13 protein-coding genes are annotated in these 18794 nt (G+C 68.1%); all 13 read left to right on the top strand.

The genetic code is table 11. The features are described 5' to 3' along the window. Positions 1-3: 3 nt before the first annotated feature. Complete coding sequence (locus tag IEW15_RS10285) at positions 4-771, top strand: flagellar hook assembly protein FlgD (RefSeq protein WP_188577486.1); 768 nt, start codon at positions 4-6, stop codon at positions 769-771. Between the two features lie 170 nt (positions 772-941). Beyond that, entirely contained in the window at positions 942-2981 is a 2040-nt protein-coding gene (locus IEW15_RS10290) for a flagellar hook protein FlgE (RefSeq protein ID WP_188577489.1), read from the top strand. Positions 2982-3239: 258 nt separating this feature from the next. Beyond that, entirely contained in the window at positions 3240-3521 is a 282-nt protein-coding gene (locus tag IEW15_RS10295) for a DUF1153 domain-containing protein (protein ID WP_229707988.1), read from the top strand. Positions 3522-3766: 245 nt separating this feature from the next. Then, positions 3767-5452: a flagellar basal-body MS-ring/collar protein FliF gene (gene fliF, locus IEW15_RS10300; protein ID WP_229707989.1), complete on the top strand. Its 1686-nt coding sequence runs from the start codon at positions 3767-3769 to the stop codon at positions 5450-5452. Positions 5453-5459: 7 nt separating this feature from the next. Then, positions 5460-6482, top strand: coding sequence for a flagellar motor switch protein FliG (fliG, locus tag IEW15_RS10305; protein WP_188577491.1), 1023 nt, complete (start codon positions 5460-5462; stop codon positions 6480-6482). Between the two features lie 26 nt (positions 6483-6508). Further along, the gene (locus IEW15_RS10310) at positions 6509-7231 is read left to right on the top strand and encodes a FliH/SctL family protein (protein WP_188577493.1); all 723 of its coding nucleotides are present in this window, start codon (positions 6509-6511) and stop codon (positions 7229-7231) included. A 96-nt stretch (positions 7232-7327) separates the two neighbouring features. Next, positions 7328-7702: a flagellar motor switch protein FliN gene (fliN, locus tag IEW15_RS10315; protein WP_188577495.1), complete on the top strand. Its 375-nt coding sequence runs from the start codon at positions 7328-7330 to the stop codon at positions 7700-7702. A 76-nt stretch (positions 7703-7778) separates the two neighbouring features. Continuing rightward, positions 7779-8546, top strand: a complete 768-nt coding sequence (locus IEW15_RS10320; protein WP_188577496.1) for a motility protein A — start codon at positions 7779-7781, stop codon at positions 8544-8546. Between the two features lie 171 nt (positions 8547-8717). Continuing rightward, entirely contained in the window at positions 8718-10322 is a 1605-nt protein-coding gene (locus IEW15_RS10325) for a sigma-54-dependent transcriptional regulator (RefSeq protein WP_188577497.1), read from the top strand. A gap of 63 nt (positions 10323-10385) precedes the next feature. Further along, positions 10386-12533, top strand: coding sequence for a flagellar biosynthesis protein FlhA (gene flhA, locus IEW15_RS10330; RefSeq protein ID WP_188577499.1), 2148 nt, complete (start codon positions 10386-10388; stop codon positions 12531-12533). 67 nt (positions 12534-12600) lie between these two features. Then, positions 12601-13947 (top strand): flagellar biosynthesis protein FlhF, encoded by a 1347-nt coding sequence (locus IEW15_RS10335; protein ID WP_188577501.1) that lies wholly within the window; start codon positions 12601-12603, stop codon positions 13945-13947. Continuing rightward, a complete protein-coding gene (locus IEW15_RS10340) occupies positions 13944-14729 on the top strand; it encodes a MinD/ParA family protein (RefSeq protein WP_188577502.1) in 786 nt (261 codons plus the stop codon). The genes IEW15_RS10335 and IEW15_RS10340 overlap by 4 nt, the downstream gene beginning before the upstream one ends. Positions 14730-14881: 152 nt before the next feature. After that, positions 14882-18748 carry a hypothetical protein gene (locus IEW15_RS10345; protein ID WP_188577505.1) on the top strand — a complete coding sequence of 1289 codons (3867 nt, stop codon included), beginning with the start codon at positions 14882-14884 and terminating at the stop codon, positions 18746-18748. The last annotated feature ends 46 nt before the right edge of the window (positions 18749-18794 follow it).

Genomic DNA, 18794 nt, shown 5'->3' on the forward strand with positions numbered 1-18794 from the left:
GACATGGCCACCGACGCAATCTCCGGAAACACCACCTCGCTTCCGACCACGTCGAAAGCGAGCCTGTCGGGCAACAAGCTGGCGGATGATTTCGATCAGTTCCTGACGCTGCTGACCACGCAGCTGAAGAACCAGGATCCGACCAATCCGCTGGATACGAATGAATTCACCAATCAGCTGGTGCTGTTCACGCAGACCGAGCAGCTGGTGCAGTCGAACAGCAACCTTGAAGATCTGATCACGCTGTCCGAAGGCGCTCAGATGGCCAATGCCGCCTCGTATATCGGCAAGGTCGTCGACGCCCAGGGCGACACCATCCAGCTCAAGGACGGCGAGTCGATCTACAACTACCGTCTGCCGCAGACCGCCGACAAGGTGACCATCAACATCATCGACGAAAGCGGCAAGGTGGTTCGCACCGAGACCGGCGAAGTCGATGCCGGCGTCCACACCTTTGTCTGGGACGGCAAGGACACCGACGGCAACCTGATGGCCGACGGCCCCTACAAGATGAGCGTCACAGCGCTCGACAGCGCCGGCAAGTCCATGGGGGTCACGACATCGGTCACCGGTACGGTGGATGGTGTCAGCGTCAACAGCGGCAAGATCGTGCTGTCGGTCAACGGCGTCGAGATCCCCATCGAACAGGTGACCGGCATCCGCGAAGGCGGCGGGGCGTCGACCACCACGGAGCAGGTCTTGCAGCAGCTCTACAGCTCGGGGCTGATCGATCAGGCCACCCTGCTCGCCGCTCAGGAAGCCGCGGCATAACAGATTTCGAGTTCGGGAGGGGGCGCCAGGATGGCGCCGGTTCCTCACCGGGTTTTGCGGGCCGGCGGCGATGCCGGGCGCAGCAGCAACCAGCCGGCGGCATGCAGCCTCGACGGCTTCAGGACATGACAGCGGGCCCGTGACGCCCGCGCGTGAGAGGAGTGATCCAGATGAGCTTCGGTCTTTACGGCTCGCTCTATTCCGGCGTTTCGGGCCTTGGCGCCCAGAGCACCGCGATGGGCGTCATCTCGGACAATATCGCCAACGTCAACACGGTGGGCTACAAGGCCAAGAACACCAATTTTCTGTCGATGGTCACCGATAGCGGCTCGACCTCGGTCTATGCGCCGGGCGGTGTGCGCGCCAGCGTGCAGCAGCTGATCGATCGTCAGGGTCTGGTGCAGGCCACGGCGTCGCCGCTCGACATCGCCGTGTCGGGCAACGGCTTCTTCGTGGTCCAGCCCAAGGTCGCAGGCAGCGACGAGGTGCTGTATACCCGCGCCGGCTCGTTCGTGCCGGATGACCAGGGCAATCTGCGCAACGCGGCCGGCTTCTATCTGCAGGGCTGGCGGCTCGATCCCGCGGGCCGGCTGCCCGGTGAACCCGGCAACGTGATCAACACCACCTCTTCGGCGGATATCTCCAGCCTCGAGACGGTGAACGTGTCGCAGATCAGCGGCACCGCCGCAGCGACCACCGAGATGAACGTCGCGGTCAACCTGGATGCCAATGAGCTGGTCTATGCCGGTGCCACCTCCACCAGCACGGCAACCACCGGCATCGCCTCTTCCAGCGACCTGATTGCCGGTGGCGTGATCGCCGCAGGCGAAACGGTCACGCTGTCCGATGGTATCAACACCGTGACCTTCAGCGCCGGCACAGGTGCGGGCGAGTTCTCGACCCTCGACCAACTCGCCGATCTGGTGAACGCCAGCGGCAATTTCACGGCCACCGTCGGCGGCACCGCAAGCTCCGCCACGATCTCGATTGCCGCCTACGATCCGCGCCGCAGCCTGACCGTGACCGGCACCGCCGGCGACGGCACAACGGACCTGGCGCTGAACCGCACCGTCGCCACTTCCACCAGCACGGCAACCACTGGCATTGCCTCTTCCAGCGACCTGATTGCCGGTGGCGTGATCGCCGCAGGCGAAACGGTCACGCTGTCCGATGGTGTCAACACCGTGACCTTCACCGCCGGCACAGGTGCGGGCGAGTTCTCGACCCTCGACCAGCTCGCCGACCTGGTGAATGCCAGCAGCAATTTCACGGCCACCGTCGGCGGCACCGCAAGCTCCGCCACGATCTCGATTGCCGCCTACGATCCGCGCCGCAGCCTGACCGTGACCGGCACCGCCGGCGACGGCACAACGGACCTGGCGCTGAACCGCACCGTCGCCAGCACCACCGTCACCAGCACCTATGACGCGTCCAACGCCACGCAGAACATGTCGTCGGGTGCCGTCGCTGCCGATTTCAGCCGCTCGGTGCGGGTCTACGACGCCCAGGGCCGCGGCCATGACGTTATGGTCAACTTCCTGAAGGCCGGCAACAATGAGTGGGCGGTCGAGATCAATGCGATCGACCAGAATGATGTGGTGACCACAGCGCCGACACCGGCCGGCCAGATCGCCGCCGGCGTTGTGACCTTCAACGCCGATGGCACGCTGAACACCATCTCAACCTCACTCAGCGATCCACTGGAGATTCAGTGGGCCAATGGCGCCGGTTCATCGGAAGTCTCGGTGAACTGGGGCACCGCCGGCCCGACCGGCGTCGGCCTGGCCGATGGCCTGCGGTCATACGCCGGCGATTTCGAGGTGCGCTCCCTGACACAGAACGGCGCGTCGTCGGGTGAACTGTCGGGCATCACCATCGACGAGGACGGCTTCGTCATCGCCTCGTTCAGCAACGGCCAGCAGAAGCAGCTCTACAAAGTGCCGGTGGCGACGTTCACCAGCCCTCAGAACCTGGAAGAGAAGAACGGCAACGTCTTTGCCAAGACCGACAAGTCGGGCGACTTCAACCTGCGCGAATCGGGCAGCAGCGGCGCCGGTCTGATCGCTCCCAGCTCGCTGGAGGCCTCGAACGTCGATCTGGCGAGCGAGTTCACCGACATGATCATCACCCAGCGCGCCTATTCGGCCAGCTCGAAGATCATCACGACCGTGGACGAGATGCTCCAGGAACTGCTCAGCTCGAAGCGCTGACCGCCCGGGTGGCGGAGGGTTCGCCCTCCCCGCCCGCCCCGCCATCGACCACGATCATCGACAACCGACCGCCACGCAGACGCTCAACCGGCGTTTTGCGTGGCGTTTCGTCGTTTTCAGCTTTTGTTAAGCACCTGCGGATAGCATCGGATGTAGCTGAAGCGCGAGGACAGGCATCGTTTCTGTCCCACCCACCGCGAGTTACCGGTTCCGATGACCACCCCAAAACTCAGACTAGTCGGCGCAACAGCGCCCGTGATGCCCGACGCGCCCCGCGACGGCGGCATCCGGGTGGACAGCACGGCGCGGTCGCGGCGCACCATGCTGGCATTCGATCTGCCGCCGGGCAACGGCGTGCGCTGGGTCGCGCGCCGCAAGATCGAGGTTGTGGCGGCGGTGATGGCCGGGGCGATCACGCTTGAAGACGTGTGCCAGCGTTATGCCCTGTCGCTGGAAGAATTTGAAAGCTGGCGCCAGATTCATGGCGCCGACGCCAACCAGCTGGTCAGCCGGCGCATGAAGCGCGGCCGTCGGATCTGACCCGACGCGGCCATGCGGCGGCGGTCTGCCACCCGCCGACCGGCCCGATCGATGGCCGGTGCCACATGGGCGGCATTTTTTGCCGCCTGCCCGGCAGTTTTTGCCGGGCATTAACCATCTCTTCACCTAAACTACCGTAGAACAACCGGGTGAGGCACCGAACGGTGCCCGCAGTCGATGGTGCGCGTCCCGCAAGGGCGCCACTCCTTGGTTCGGCCCACGACAGACGGAGCGGGACGGGTCGCATGGCGGATACGCTGAAGGCCTGGATGCAGGCACTGAAGGGATTGGGACCGGCCAGGCTGGCGGCGATCGGCGCTGTCGCCGGCGGTCTGCTGATCTTTGGCGTGTTTCTGATCTCACGGGTCGGCGCCCCGGCGATGGGCCTGCTGTACGGCGATCTGGACACGGCCGATGCCGCCAGTGTGGTGGCAGAGCTGGAACAGGCGGGCGTTCCCTATACCCTCAGCCCCGATGGTCGCCGGGTCATGGTTCCGCAGGACCAGATCCCACGTCTGCGGCTGACCCTGGCCGAAAGCGGCGTGCCCAAGGGCGGCTCGGTCGGCTATGAGATCTTCGACCGCTCCGAAGGGCTGGGCACCACCGATTTCGCCCAGAACGTCAATCTGGTGCGGGCCCTGGAAGGCGAGCTTCAGCGCACGATCATGGCGCTGGATGCCGTGGCCAATGCGCGGGTGCACATCGTGCTGCCGCGCCGCGAACTGTTTTCACGCAGTCAGGCTGAACCCACCGCATCGATCGTGGTCAGCCCGCGTGGCGGCCGCAGCCTGACACAGGGTCAGGTGCGTGCGATCCAGCAGCTGATCGCCGCCGCCGTACCAGGTCTGCGGCCGGAACGGGTGGCGATCGCCGATGATCGCGGCACCCTGCTGGCCCGCGGCGACGGTGGCGCCGATGGCGGTGTCGGCGCCGCGTTGAGCGCCGCCGACGAAATGCGCCAGGGCATTGAGGCGCGGTTGCGCACCCAGGTGACGCGGCTGATCGAGGAGTCGGTCGGCCCCGGCCGGGTGCAGGTCGAGGTGAATGCCGAGATCGACCGCGACCGCGTCACGATTTCGCAGGAGACCTATGATCCCGATGGTCAGGTGATCCGCTCGCGGCAGGTGAACCGCGAGAATGAGAGCGCGGTCGACGGCGATCCCGACGCGGTCACAGCCGCAAACAACATTCCCGATGCCTCGCAGGCCCAGGGACAATCCGGCAATCGCAGCCAGTCGTCACGCGACGGTCAGACGGTCAATTACGAAATCTCGCGCACGGTACGCAACGAGGTCCGCGAAGCCGGCGCCGTCCGCCGCCTGTCGGTCGCGGTCCTGGTCGACGGCAGCTATGTCACCGATGCCGACGGCGCCCAGACCTATCAGCCGCGCAGTGCCGAGGAACTGGAACGGCTGACCCAGCTGGTGCGCAGCGCCGTCGGCGCCAATGACGAGCGCGGAGACAGCATCGAGGTCGTCAATCTGCCCTTCGCCCGCAATCAGGAAATCCTTCCCGACGAGGGCCTGCTGGGGCTGGGTGCCAGCGAATACATGCGCATTGCCGAAATGGTCGTGCTGGCGATTGTCGCCCTGCTGGTCATTCTGCTGGTGCTGCGGCCACTGGTCGGCCGGCTGGGGCCGCAGGCCGCGGGTGCCGCCGGCGGCATGGGCGGGGTCGCCATGGTCACCGGCCCCGACGGCATGCCGATGGCGGCACTGTCCGGGCCGGACGGCATGACCCCGGCTCTGCCGGGGCCGACCGCCGAACGTGCGCTGGCAGCGGCGATGGAAAGCAGTGATGCCATGATCGATATCAGCCAGGTCGAGGGACGGGTTCGCCAGTCCTCGGTCCGCAAGATCGCCGAGATCGTCGATCGGCACCCGGAAGAAGCATTGGCCGTGATCCGCTCGTGGATCCGGGAAGAGGACTGAGCAGACGATGGCGCGTGGCAAGAGCGAACTGCGTGGAATGGGCGGACCGGTCAAGGCCGCGATCCTGCTTCTGGCGCTGGGTGATGAATACGCCGCCAAGCTGTTCCGGATGATGGAAGACGATGAGATCCGCGAGATTTCGCAGGTCATGGCCTCGCTCGGCAAGGTCTCGTCGGACATGGTCGAGGGGCTGCTGGTCGATTTCGCCGAGCAGATCTCGTCGACATCCACCCTGGTCGGCACTTTCGAGACCACCGAACGCCTGCTGCTGGCCTCGGGGCTTGAGCGTGAGCGGATCGAGTCGATCATGGAGGAGATCCGCGGCCCCGCGGGCCGCACCATGTGGGACAAGCTCGGCAATGTGAACGAGCAGATCCTGGCCAACTATCTGAAGAACGAATATCCGCAGACCGTGGCGGTGGTGCTGTCGAAGGTCCGGCCCGAACACAGCGCCCGGATTCTGGCGGCCCTGCCCGATGATTTCGCGATGGAAGTTGTGATGCGCATGCTGCGCATGGAGCCGGTGCAGAAAGAGGTGCTCGACGGTGTGGAGCGCACGCTCAGGGCCGAGTTCATGAGCAACCTCGCCCGCACCAGCCGTCGCGACGCCCACGAGATGATGGCCGAGATCTTCAACAACCTCGATCGCCAGGCCGAAGCCCGCTTCCTGGACGCGCTGGAAGGCCGCAACAAGGACTCGGCCGAGAAGATCCGCTCGCTGATGTTTACCTTTGAAGATCTCGGCAATCTGGCGCCGACCGGTGTACAGACCGTGCTGCGGGTGGTCGACAAGGACAAGCTGGCTCTGGCACTGAAGGGGTCGTCGGAAAAGATCCGCGAGCTGTTCCTGTCCAACATGTCGGAACGTGCGGCCAAGATGCTGCGCGAGGACATGGCGGCGATGGGGCCGGTGCGGCTGCGCGACGTCGACGAAGCCCAGGCCTATATGGTGCTGGCCGCCAAGGATCTGGCCGACAAGGGCGAAATCGTCATTGCCGACGGTAAGGGCGACGACGTTCTGGTCTATTGACGCCACGCAACGCGGGGACGACAGGCATGGCCGGCTACAAGAAATTCACCTTTGACGTCAGCTTCGACGACGACATCGACATCGATCGGCCGAAGCGCGCGAAGGCGACCGAGCCGCATGCCACGCCGACAGCACCCGAACCGCCGCCGCCCCCGCCGCCGCCGAGCTTTTCGGAAGCGGAGTTGGCAGCGGCACGCAATGCCGCTTTCGACGAAGGCCGGCGCGCCGGGGTGGCCCAGGCGCTGGCCGCGATCGAACAGCAGACCCTGCAGGCGGTCCAGCGACTGGAACGCCAGACGGCGGAGGCGATCGCCGGATGGCACACCGCTCTCGACAGCCACACCGGCGATCTGGTGATGCTGGCGCGGGCGATCGCGGTCAAGATCGGCTGCACCGACGAGGTGCGGCTGGACCGGATCGAGACCATGCTGCGCGACTGCATCGCCGGCATCGCCGAAACCGGCGACGCGGTGTTGCAGGTGCATCCATCGATGGAAGCACCGATGGCTGAACGTGTGGCGCCGATTCTGGCCGCCGAAGGCGTGCTGGGCCAATGCCGGGTGGTCGCAGATGCCGGGCTGGCCTCAGGCGATGCGCGGCTGATCTGGCCGGGCGGGATGGCGATGTTGTCACGCGACGAGATCGTGGGGCGGATCGACGAGGCCATCGCCGAACAGACTGCGACGCCGACCGCCGGTACGGGCTTCGGCACACAGGACTTGACGCCGGGCCATCACCCGGCCGAATGATCGGATGACGGTACCACCGGATGACGGCAGCCGCCGCCACCCGCCCTGACATCACCGCGCAGGCCGTTTCACGGCCGGCGCCTGCGGAGACCAGAGATGGCCGATGACAAGGACAATCTGAGCCTGGAGGAGTTCGAGGGCAGCGATCGCCGGCGCGACCAGATCCGCGACCGCGAGCGTGAGCGCGAAGAACCCGACCAGCAGGTGCCCGATGTGCCGCGCAGCGCCGCCGATCTGGAGGCCGTGTATCAGGTGCCGGTTCAGGTATCGGCCGTGCTGGGCAAGGCGACCATGCAAGTCAACCAGTTGCTGAAGCTGGGCCGCGGCGCGGTGGTGGAACTGGACCGCAAGGTCGGTGAAGCCGTCGATATCTATGTGAACGATCGTCTTGTCGCCCGCGGCGAGGTGGTTGTGGTGGAAGACCGCCTTGGGGTCACCATGACCGAGATCATCAAAACCGACCGCGGCTGAGCCTGCCTGATCAGCCGGCCTGCCCGCACACGGCCCTATCCGCCCTCCGCGCCCAGACCTGAGCCCCAAGGACCACATGGATCTTGCAACCATCCTCGGCCTGATCGTCGGCTTCGTGCTGATCGTGGTGGCCATCATCCTGGGCGGCTCGGTCGGTGCCTTCATCGACATTCCGTCTATCCTGATCGTCGTTTGCGGCACCTTCTTCATCACTATGGTGAACTTTTCACTCACCGAGGTGATCCGGGCACAGGCGGTGATGATGAAGACCATGATCTCGCGGCCGGCCGATCCGGCCCGGGCCGCCCTGCAGGTGCTGGAACTGGCCGATCAGGCCCGGCGCAAGGGGGTTCTGGGGCTGCAGGAGAGCCTGAACCGGCTTCAGGACAACCCGTTCCTGTTCCGGGCGCTGGGCATGGTGGTCGACGGCATCCCGGTCGAGGATGTGGAGCGGATCTTGAAGCGCGACATCTCGCAGATGGCGCAACGGCACATGCAGTCGAGCCAGATCCTGAAGAAGTCGGCCGAAGTGGCGCCGGCCATGGGACTGATCGGCACCCTGGTGGGTCTGGTCCAGATGCTGGGCAATCTGGAGGATCCGAGCACGATCGGGCCGGCGATGGCGGTGGCGCTGCTGACCACTTTCTATGGCGCGGTTCTGGCAAATATGGTCTTCAACCCGCTGGCCGGGAAACTGGAGCGCAACTCGATGGAGGAGCAGATGTTCAAGCAGATCTATCTGGCCGGCGCCACGTCGATCGGCCGCCAGGAGAACCCCCGCAGGCTGGAACTGACATTGAACGCCATGCTGCCACCGAACAAGCGCATCCAGTTCTACGACTGAGGCAGCGACGACGGGTTCGGTTCACAGCCGGCCCGGGGCGGGTGACCCTCACCTGCCAGACCAAGACGTCCAACCGCCGGTCAAGGGCCGCCAAGCGCCCGGCAGGTGGTTTTCCGAGCTTTTCAGACGATCGACGGCGCGGGCGGCGCCCGGCGCAGGAGTGACCAGACAATGCGACTTCTGATCATCGGTTCCCTGGGAGGCCAGATCGGCGCGGCGACGCGGATCGCGGTGTCGCGTGGCGCCAAGGTGTCGCAGGTTCCGGATGTGGACGCGGCAATGGACCATCTGCGCGCCGGTCACGGGGCGGAACTGGTGATGGTGGATGTCGGCCTGGATATCGGCCGATTGGTCCGCAACCTGGAACAGGAGCGCATCCACGTGTCGGTCGTTGCCTGTGGCGTGGGCGCCGACGCCCAGGCCGCGGTGCGCGCCATCAAGGCGGGCGCCAAGGAATACATCCCCCTGCCGCCCGATCCAGAACTGATCGCGGCGGTGCTGGAGGCGGTTGCCGCCGAAGATCATGCATTGATCGTGCGCGACACCGCCATGGAACGAGTGGTGGCGCTGGCCGAGCAGATCGCGCCTGCCGACGCGACCGTGCTGATCACCGGCGAAAGCGGCACCGGCAAGGAGGTCATGGCGCGGTTCCTGCACCGCAAGAGCCGCCGGGCCGATCAGCGCTTCGTGTCGGTCAACTGCGCGGCCATTCCTGAGAACCTGCTCGAAAGCGAATTGTTCGGTCATGAAAAGGGCGCCTTCACCGGTGCCGTGGCCCGCCGCGTCGGCAAGTTCGAGGAAGCCGATGGCGGCACGCTGCTGCTGGATGAGATCAGCGAGATGGACCCGCGCCTGCAGGCCAAGCTGCTGCGCGTGATCCAGGAGCGCGAGGTCGACCGCGTCGGCGGCACCCGGCCGGTGAAGGTCGATATCCGCCTGATCGCCACGTCGAACCGCAATCTTGAAGACGAGGTCCGCCGCGGCGGGTTCCGCGAGGACCTGTATTTCCGGCTGAACGTGGTGAACCTGCGGCTGCCGGCGCTGCGTGAACGGCCGGGCGATATCGCCGCCCTCGCCGATCATTTCGTGCAGCGTTATGCCGCCGCCAATGCCCTGCCCGACCGGCCGCTGTCGCCCGACGCGCGGGGATTGCTGCTGGCCTATGACTGGCCCGGCAATGTCCGCGAGCTTGAAAACACCATGCATCGTGCGGTGCTTCTGGCCCGGGGGCCGGAGATCGGCGTCGATGCGGTGATGCTGGCCGACGGGTCCAGTCTGGCCGTGGCCGCCGCCGGCAGGCGGTCCGAGGCGGCGGCCCGCATGGCGCCGGCCAGCCAGCACCAGCCGCATGCCCCGATGCAGAACGCCTATGGCAACGGTTATGCCAGCACCGGCCCCTATGGCGGCGGCTATGGCAGCTATGGCAACAGCGGCGGCGGTTATGGCCTGTCGTCGCAGCCCCCCACGGCGCCGGCGCCGGCACCGGTGCCGCCCCAGTCCTTCGGCCATGGCAGCGGGTATGCGGTGACACCTGGCAGCGACGATGACGGCGCCACCCGCGCCCTGGTCGGCCGCACGGTGGCCGATGTGGAACGCGACCTGATCATCAACACCATCCAACATTGCCTTGGCAACCGCACCCATGCGGCCAACATCCTGGGAATATCGATCCGCACCCTGCGCAACAAGCTGAAACTGTATGCCGAGGAAGGGGTGGCGGTACCGCCGCCTGCCGGTGGCGATGTCGAACGCTCCGGCGCCTTTGGCGACCGGTGATGCGGTGCCTGACCGCAGCCCGCGGTTCAGACCGGGCCGCGGTCCAGACCGGGATGATGCTTGATGGCTGAACGCGGCGGCCTGCCAACACCGATCAGCAACCCGCAGGGCAAGGGCGGCGGACCCGGCGCGCCGCGTGGCGATGGCGGCGTGATCGGCCGGTTCGGCACCATGCTGGGCAGCGCCGATCTGGTCGTCGCTTTCGGGATGCTGTTCATCCTGGTCGTGATGATCTTCCCGATCCCGACCTGGACGCTCGACCTGCTTCTGTCGATGTCGATCAGCCTGTCGCTGGTCATCCTGCTGATCACCCTGTTCATCCAGCGCCCGCTGGATTTCAGCTCGTTTCCGACCATCCTGCTGGTGTCGACGATGTTCCGGCTAGCGCTGAACATCGCCTCGACCCGGCTGATCCTCAGCCATGGCCACGAGGGCACATCCGCCGCGGGCCAGGTGATCGAGGCCTTCGGCCAGTTCGTGATGGGCGGCAATTTCATGATCGGGGTGATCGTCTTCATCATCCTGGTGCTGATCAATTTCATCGTCATCACCAAGGGTTCCGGCCGTATTGCCGAGGTCTCCGCCCGGTTCAGCCTGGATGCGATGCCCGGCAAGCAGATGGCGATCGACGCCGATCTGTCGGCCGGGCTGATCGACGAGACCACCGCCCGCCGGCGACGCAAGGATCTGGAAGACGAAAGCACCTTCTTCGGCGCCATGGACGGCGCCGCGAAGTTCGTGCGCGGCGATGCCATCGCCGGGCTGCTGATCACTGTGATCAACGTCGTCGGCGGCATCATCATCGGCACGGTGCAGCAGGGCATCAGCTTCAACGAGGCGCTGCGCAGCTATACCCTGCTGACGGTCGGCGACGGCCTGGTGTCGCAGATCCCGGCGCTGCTGATCTCCACCGGTGCCGGCCTCCTGGTCACCAAATCCGGCGTCATCGGCACCGCCGATCAGGCGATCATCGGCCAGTTGCGCAAGCATCCCAAGGCAGTCGGCATCACCGCCGCCATGCTGGTCTTCATGGGAATGCTGCCCGGCATCCCGACCTTGCCCTTCTGGGGCTTCGCCTCCGTTCTGGGCTTCATGACCTGGCGGCTGACCCGCGCATCCAGGCGCGCGGAAGCGGAAGCGGTCGCGGCCGCGGTGGAACCGCCGGCCGTGCCGATGGACGAGCCGATCTCGTCGGCGCTGCATATCGATCTGCTGCGTATCGAACTGGGTTACGGTCTGCTGCCGTTGATCTCGGAAGAACGCGGCCATCGGCTGACCGAGCAGATCAAGGCACTGCGTCGCCAGATCGCCGGCGATCTGGGCTTCGTGATGCCGGCGGTGCGCATCCAGGACAATATGCAACTGCCGGCCAACACCTATGTGCTGCGGGTCAAGGAAATCGAGGCCGGCCGCGGCGAGCTGCGCCCGGCCATGCTACTGGTGATGGATCCGCGCGGCGAGACGATCAGCCTGCCGGGCGAGGAGACCACCGAGCCCACCTTCGGCCTGCCGGCCAAATGGGTTGAGGAGAGCCGGCGCGAGGAGGCGCATTTCCGCGGCCTGACCGTGGTCGATCCGGCCACCGTGCTGACCACCCATCTGACCGAGATGGTCAAGGAATACATGCCCGAGCTGCTGTCGCGGATCGAGACCCAGAAGCTGCTCGACGATCTGGGCCCCGACCACCAGAAGACCGTGGCCGAGATGATCCCCAGCCAGATCACGGTCGGCGGACTGCAACGGGTGCTGCAGAACCTGCTGCGCGAGCGGATTTCCGTCCGCGACCTGCCGACGATTCTGGAAGGGGTTTCGGAAGCCTGCGGCTATACCCAGTCGGCGATGCTGATCACCGAGCATGTCCGGGCGCGGCTGGCGCGGCAGATCTGCGCCTCGGTCACCTCCGATCAGGGCTATGTGCCGATCATCACCCTGTCGCCGGATTGGGAACAGGCTTTCGCCGAAGCGCTGGTCGGCCCGGGGGAGGAAAAGCAGTTGGCCATGGCGCCGACCCGGCTTCAGGAGTTCATTTCCAGGGTTCGCCAGGCCTTCGAACGCCAGGCCATGCTGGGCGAGACCCCGGTGCTGTTGACCAGCCCGGTGATCCGGCCTTATGTGCGATCGATCATCGAACGGTTCCGGCCGATGACGGTGGTCATGTCGCAGAACGAAATCGACAGCCGCGCACGCATCAGAACGGTGGCCCAGATCTGATGACCTTATTTGACCGTTTTCCCGCCATCACCCGCAGGTCTGTCCCGCGTCTCACGAGGGCAGCGGCATGCGGCTGAAAACCTTTCAGGCGGCGGACATGGCGCAGGCACTGGCCGAGGTCCGCAGGGTTCTGGGCGATGACGCGATCATCGTGTCGACCGTGCCTGCGGAAAGCGGACGTGGTGTCGTGGTGACAGCCGCGATCGATGGTCCGCCGCGACCGCAGCCGGCCGCAGCGGCCGGTGGTCGTGCTTCGGAGAATACCGATGATCCGCGTCGGCGGCCCGCCCCCCGCGGCGGCTCGGTCGCCGCCAGTGCCCAGACCGTGCTGGAAGAGCGCGCTGCCCTTCATCGCCGCAGTGGTGGCGCCCGTCCGGCCGGCGCGACGGCGGGCACGGTGCCGCCGGCTGTCGCCGAACGCGCAGCCCGTATGCCCCTGCTACGCAGCCCCGCCGATGACGACGAGATCGAACTGGAGTTCGAACAGGAAGAAGCCGCAGCACTGGCACCGGCTGCCGCATCGAGTGCCGCCCGTCAGGCGGCGCGCGGCAATCGCGAGGACGGCGAGGCTGAGGACCGGCCCAGGCTGTCGCCGGATCTGGCGCTGGTGGAACGCGCCCTGGCCTTTCACGGCATCGCCGGCCAGACCGGCCGGCGCCTGCTGGTCGCCGCCCGTGACCGCCTGCGCTGCCAGGAGCCGCCGGAACGTGCCCTGGCCCAGGCACTGGACCGGGTGGTGGGTTTCGACCCGCTGGGCCGTGGCGGCCACCGGCCCCAGGCCTTCGCCCTGGTCGGCCCCACCGGCGCCGGTAAGACCGTGACCGTGGCCAAGCTTGCCGCCCGTGCCATCACTCAGGGCCGGCGGCTGACCGTGGTGACCGCCGACACCATCCGCGCCGGCGGTATCGAACAGCTTGCCGCCTATACCGGCATGCTCGGCATCGACCTGCTGGTCGCCGGAAGTTCGCGTGAACTGGCGCGGGTGGCGGCACGGGCGCGGTCGGATGCAGCGGGCGAACCGATGACCCTTCTGGTCGACACCGCCGGGGTGAACCCTTTTTTCGCGGAAGAGACCGAGGAACTGGCGGCATTGATCGATGCCGCCGAACTTGAACCGATACTGGTGCTGCCGGCCGGCCTCGATCCATTCGAGGCGGCCGATCAGGGAGCCGCCTTCGCATCCCTGCACCCGCGACGGGCGATCTGCACGCGGCTCGACGGCGCGCGCCGGCTGGGGGCTGTCATCGCCGCCGCCGCCGCCGCCCATGTCCGCCTGTCCGAAGCGAGCGTCACCGCCCATGTCTCCGAAGGACTGAACCCGTTGAGTGCTGCGGGGTTGGCGCAACTCTTGCTTAGAGATCCGCTCAACCTTCGCCCCGCAAAACTCGACCGAGACGCCGAGATCCGCCCATGAACGTCGACCGTTCGGTTCATATCCATCCCGCGGCGAAGTTGCGTGCGCGCAACATCATCGCCATAGCGTCCGGCAAAGGCGGGGTCGGCAAGACCTGGCTCTCGATCACCCTTGCCGGGGCACTCGCCCGGCGGGGCCGCCGGGTGCTGCTGTTCGACGGCGATCTTGGCCTGGCCAATGTCGACGTCCAGCTCGGCCTGACACCCGCCGCCGATCTGGCGGGTGTGGTCACCGGCCGCGTCGGCTTTTCCGAGGCGATCTTCAGCTATCAGGCCGGCGGCTTCGACATCCTTCCCGGCCGATCCGGCTCGGGCTCGCTCGGCCGCCTGCCGAGCGACCGCCTGGGTATGCTCAGGCTGGGCCTGGTGCAGGCAGCCCGAAGCTATGATACTGTCTTGATTGACTTGGCCGCCGGGCTTGATCAGTCGGTGCGGGCGCTTGCCGCCACGGCCGGCACCGGGCTGGTGGTCACCAATGACGAGCCCACCTCGATCACCGACGCTTATGCCTTCGTGAAGGCGATGCTGCGCGACAACCCGGAAGCCGATCAGCGGATCGTGGTCAACATGGCCGAAACCCAGAGCGGCGGCCTGCGGACCTATGAAACCCTGCGCAATGCCGCCCATAATTTTCTGGGCGTCGAGCCGAAGCTGGCCGGCATCATCCGCCGGGACAAGATGGTGCGCGAGGCGATCCGCCGCCAGACGCCGTTGACCGTCCGTCATCCCAACGCCCCCGCCGCCATGGATGTCGACAAGATCGCCGCCCATCTGATGCTCTGACGGACCGGGCTCAACGGACCGGGTTCAACGGACTGGGTTCAACGGCGCCTGACGGCAGGGCGCGACGTCCGGGGGCACCCCGGCAGAAATTGCCGACCACCCGGCAGACTCTGCCGGGTGGGTTCTGATCCTTGCCCCGGAGCCGGCACTCAATGGTCGATGCCATACCGCCATCTGCCGCAGGGTCATTGATCCGCACCGCGATCGACGCGCGGACGGCGGGTCAGCGCGATGCGCGGCCGCGCCCGGATGGTCAGGCCCGCTCCGATGCCGGACAACATCACGAGCCGTCTGGCCCGCGCACCGGTGGCGATGGTGGCACCAGCGCCGGTGGTGCCGGCAACAGAGGGCCGGGTGCCGGCGGAACCGGTGCCGCACCGGGCGGCACGGCATCGGCGCAACGCCCCCCCGACCAGATCATCAACACCCAACAGCCTGCCACGCAACAGACCGACGATCCGGCACAAGGCGATCCGCGCCAGCGGGCCCCGGTTGGTGGCGGCGAGGCGGATGCCACAGGCGGCAGGTCGATCCGCGGGGACGTGTTGTCCCGCTCCGACCCGGCGGGCGCCGCGGATGTGGCGACCCGCACCGCCATCGCGCGTGGCATGGCTGAAACCCAGCGCCTGCCGACCGACGGCACCGTGGGGCGGATCGCCCTGCCGGTGGTTCTGCGCGGCCGCGACGAGGCCGGCCGGCCGCTGGTGCGCACGCCTATAGGGCGGCTGGCGCTGATCCCGACCCCGCCGCTGCCAGCGGCCGCGCCAGCGGCATCAGCATCGCCGCCCGCCTCCTCGACCGCCCCGACATCGCCGGTACCGACATCGCCGGCACTGACATCTGCCGGGGCAACCGCTGCCGGAACCATCGACACGGCCGAAGCCCCGGCAATGTCGGCAACATCGCTGGGCGACCACCGCGACCTGGCGCGGGTGACATCGGCCAGCGTCGGCCGGCTGCCCGATATGCTGGGCCGGGTTCCGGTCACACTGCTGGACAAAGCCGGGCGGCTGGTCGTCGAGGCCCACGGCATTCCCGCCCCCGAAGCGGAACCGGATGGCGGCGACGGCATGGGCGCCATGACGACAGAAGCCCGGCGCCGTGCCGCCGCCGCTGATCACCATGCGCCGCCACGCCCGGCACGGGCGCTGCTGGCCCTGCGCTTCGCCCCCCCTGCACCGGCCGCCTCCGTGCCGGCGGGCCCGGCTTCGGCCAGCCTCACCAATGCCAGCCCTACGACAGCCGGCCCCACGCCGGCCAGCCCCACATCGGCGGGTCAGATGCCGACGGGCATACCTCCACGCGGCGTGGCAGCCGGTCCTGCGGTGGCCGCCGCCGAAACGTCATCGCGCCTGCCGCGACCGGCTGCCCGGCCGGCACCGGTTGGTGTCGATCCGGTGTCGCAGCTCATCGAATGGGCGGCCCGGGCGCCGGCCGGCACCGCCCTGCGGGTGATGTCGGTCGACCGCGTTCCAACGCCGGCGCCGGCACCCGGCATCCAGCCACGCCAGACAACCGGCGCTGCCGCACCGGCAATGGCCTCGGCACCCTGGCAGACGGGCGCCCCGCCGCCGACGGTCCCGCCCCCGACGGTCCCGCCGCCAACGATCCCCTCATCGCCGACCCCATCACCCACGCCCCCATCATTGGCGACCAGCCCGCCACCGCCGCTTCCGCGCATGGCGGCATCCGCCCATGGCCCGACGATCGGCCAGGTGCCGGATCGCGTTCTGATCGCGCCCGACACATCGCCGCCCGTCCGGCATGTGCCGGCTCGTCCTGGCGTTGCCGCCGCCCCGAACGCAGGTGGCCCGGCTGCCATGCCCCAGGAGCACGGGACGGATGGCCGCTTCAGCCGCCCGGCCGGCGCCATCTGGTCGGGACAGGCCGATCCGCCGACCAATGCGCTGCCGGCAACGCCCCAGGTTCCCACCCACCTCCGGGCCACCTCCGGTCCGCTGCCCTCAGCCGGGCCGGCACCGACACCCACATCCCCGCCCTCCTGGCCGCCGTCTTCAGCCGCGCCCGTCATCCCGTCATCCGGACCAGTCCCATCACCCTGGCTCACCCCGTCGCCGTGGCCGGCGGGCGCCTCCTGGCAGACACCCATGGCCCCCGGCACGACACCGGCACCGCCGGTGTCGCCGCTGCCCGCGACCGAGATGCCTGTGCATGCTGGCGAAACGCCGCCGTCCGGGGCCGCAGCGGCCGGCCCAACCGCCGACCGACCAGCCCGTTCAGAGTCGGGACCGCAGACATGGGCAGCGCCCGGCCCGCGCGCGCCCACTGCGATGTCCGATCGGCCCGACGGCACCGGCCGCGAGACTGCGGGCAGGCAGGGCCCGGCACCGGTCACGCCATCGGCGTCACCGCCGGCACCGGCGCCGGCGGCACGATCGGCCTGGAGCCTTGAAGCCCCCGCGACACCATCCGACGGGCCGCCGATTGTGCGCGACAGCAGCCAGACCGTGCGAGCACCCGCCCATGTGCCGGCCGAGGCGCCGGCACATGCACCACAATCCGGCACGGCCTGGACGGCGCGGGCCGACATGCCGGCCGTCACCCGTCCGCCCGCCGCGGATATCGCCAGCCATGGCCGCGAGATGGGCCGCGCGGTCGACAACGACATGCCCCGCCGTCCGCCCTCGGCCGGGCCGGCTTCCGCCTCTGCCCTTGCTGCCGGCGACGCGCCATCGGCACCGGTGCCGCCACAGCGGCTGTACATCCCGCCCTCGGCGGGTGCTGCAACCGCTGGGATGGCGGGCCCCGCCAGCCTCTGGCGGGCCGATGCGATCCCGCCGGCCCCGATCTCCGCCCCGGCCGCCGCCCCCGCCGCGATGCCCGCGCCGGCAATCGTCGCGCCGCTGCCCGCTATCCCCGCGCCACAGGCCGCGGCCGTGCCGATGGCGCCCGATCGCCCCATGCCATCGGCGCCCGATCGCCCCATGTCATCGGCGCCCGATCGCCCCATGTCATCGGCGGACGACGATCTGGCATCGCTGGACGACGCCACCCGCCTGGTCGATCGCACTCGCCAGTTGATCATGGCCGAGGCCGAGGGAACATATGTCGCCGCCGGCAGCGATGATGACGCACCGGCGCGTGCCGCCTCCGGTCACGGCCCTGAAGCGGCACGGCTGTCGGCGATCGTCGTCGGCAAGGATGCTGCCGGCCGGATGATGGTCAGCACATCGATCGGGCTGTTGTCGCTGGACCATGTCGATGTCTCAGGGCCGCCCCTGGCGCCGGGGACGCGGCTCAGCCTGGTGGTGACGCCCGAGACCCCACGGCCAGGCGCGGCCACGGCCGGCGCCGCGCCACCGGTCACAATGCCCGGCGATCCGCTCGCCCCTGCCGACTGGCGATCGCTCGCACAGGCGGCGCAGCTGGTGGCCGCCCTGCATCCGGCGGCGGCCGAACGCCTGCTGTCGCCCGTGGCGCCCACCCCCGGCCGCGACTTCGCAGCACATCTGATGGTGCTGATGAAGCAGGTGCTGTCCGGCACACGCCCCGATGCGGTCGACGATCTGGCCGACAATCTGGAACGGCTGGGCGCCGCCGAGACGGCACGCGGCGTGGTCTCGGAATTCGACAGTGCCGCACAGGGTGCCGCCCCTGTGGTGGCGGGTGAATGGCGCAGCATTCAGGTACCAAGCTGGGCCAATGCCACTGTGATCCCGGTTCATCTGCATGTCCAGCAATCGAGCCGCGATGGCGGCAACCGCGAGGAGGACACCGGCGGCGGCACCGGCGACATCTGCCGCTTCATCGTCGAAACCCGGCTGAGCCGCCTGGGCGCGCTGCAACTCGATGGTCTGGCAGCCCCCGGCCGGATCGACATGGTCCTGCGCAGTGCCCGGCCGCTGCCGGCCGGCACCGCCGAAGCGCTGGCCGGGGTGATGGGCGATGTGCTGGCGGTGGCCGGTCTTCAGGGCGGGCTGGTGGTGCGGACCGAACCGCCGGCGCCGGTGCCGCAGCGCCGCGCGCCGCGGCGAGACGTCGGCGGCGTGGTCGCATAAGGCGCCCGCAGGGTCTATGATGAACCGCCTGTGCACCCGCCGCGCG

This window comes from Tistrella bauzanensis (assembly GCF_014636235.1).
In the GTDB taxonomy this organism is placed as follows: Bacteria; Pseudomonadota; Alphaproteobacteria; order Tistrellales; family Tistrellaceae; genus Tistrella; species Tistrella bauzanensis.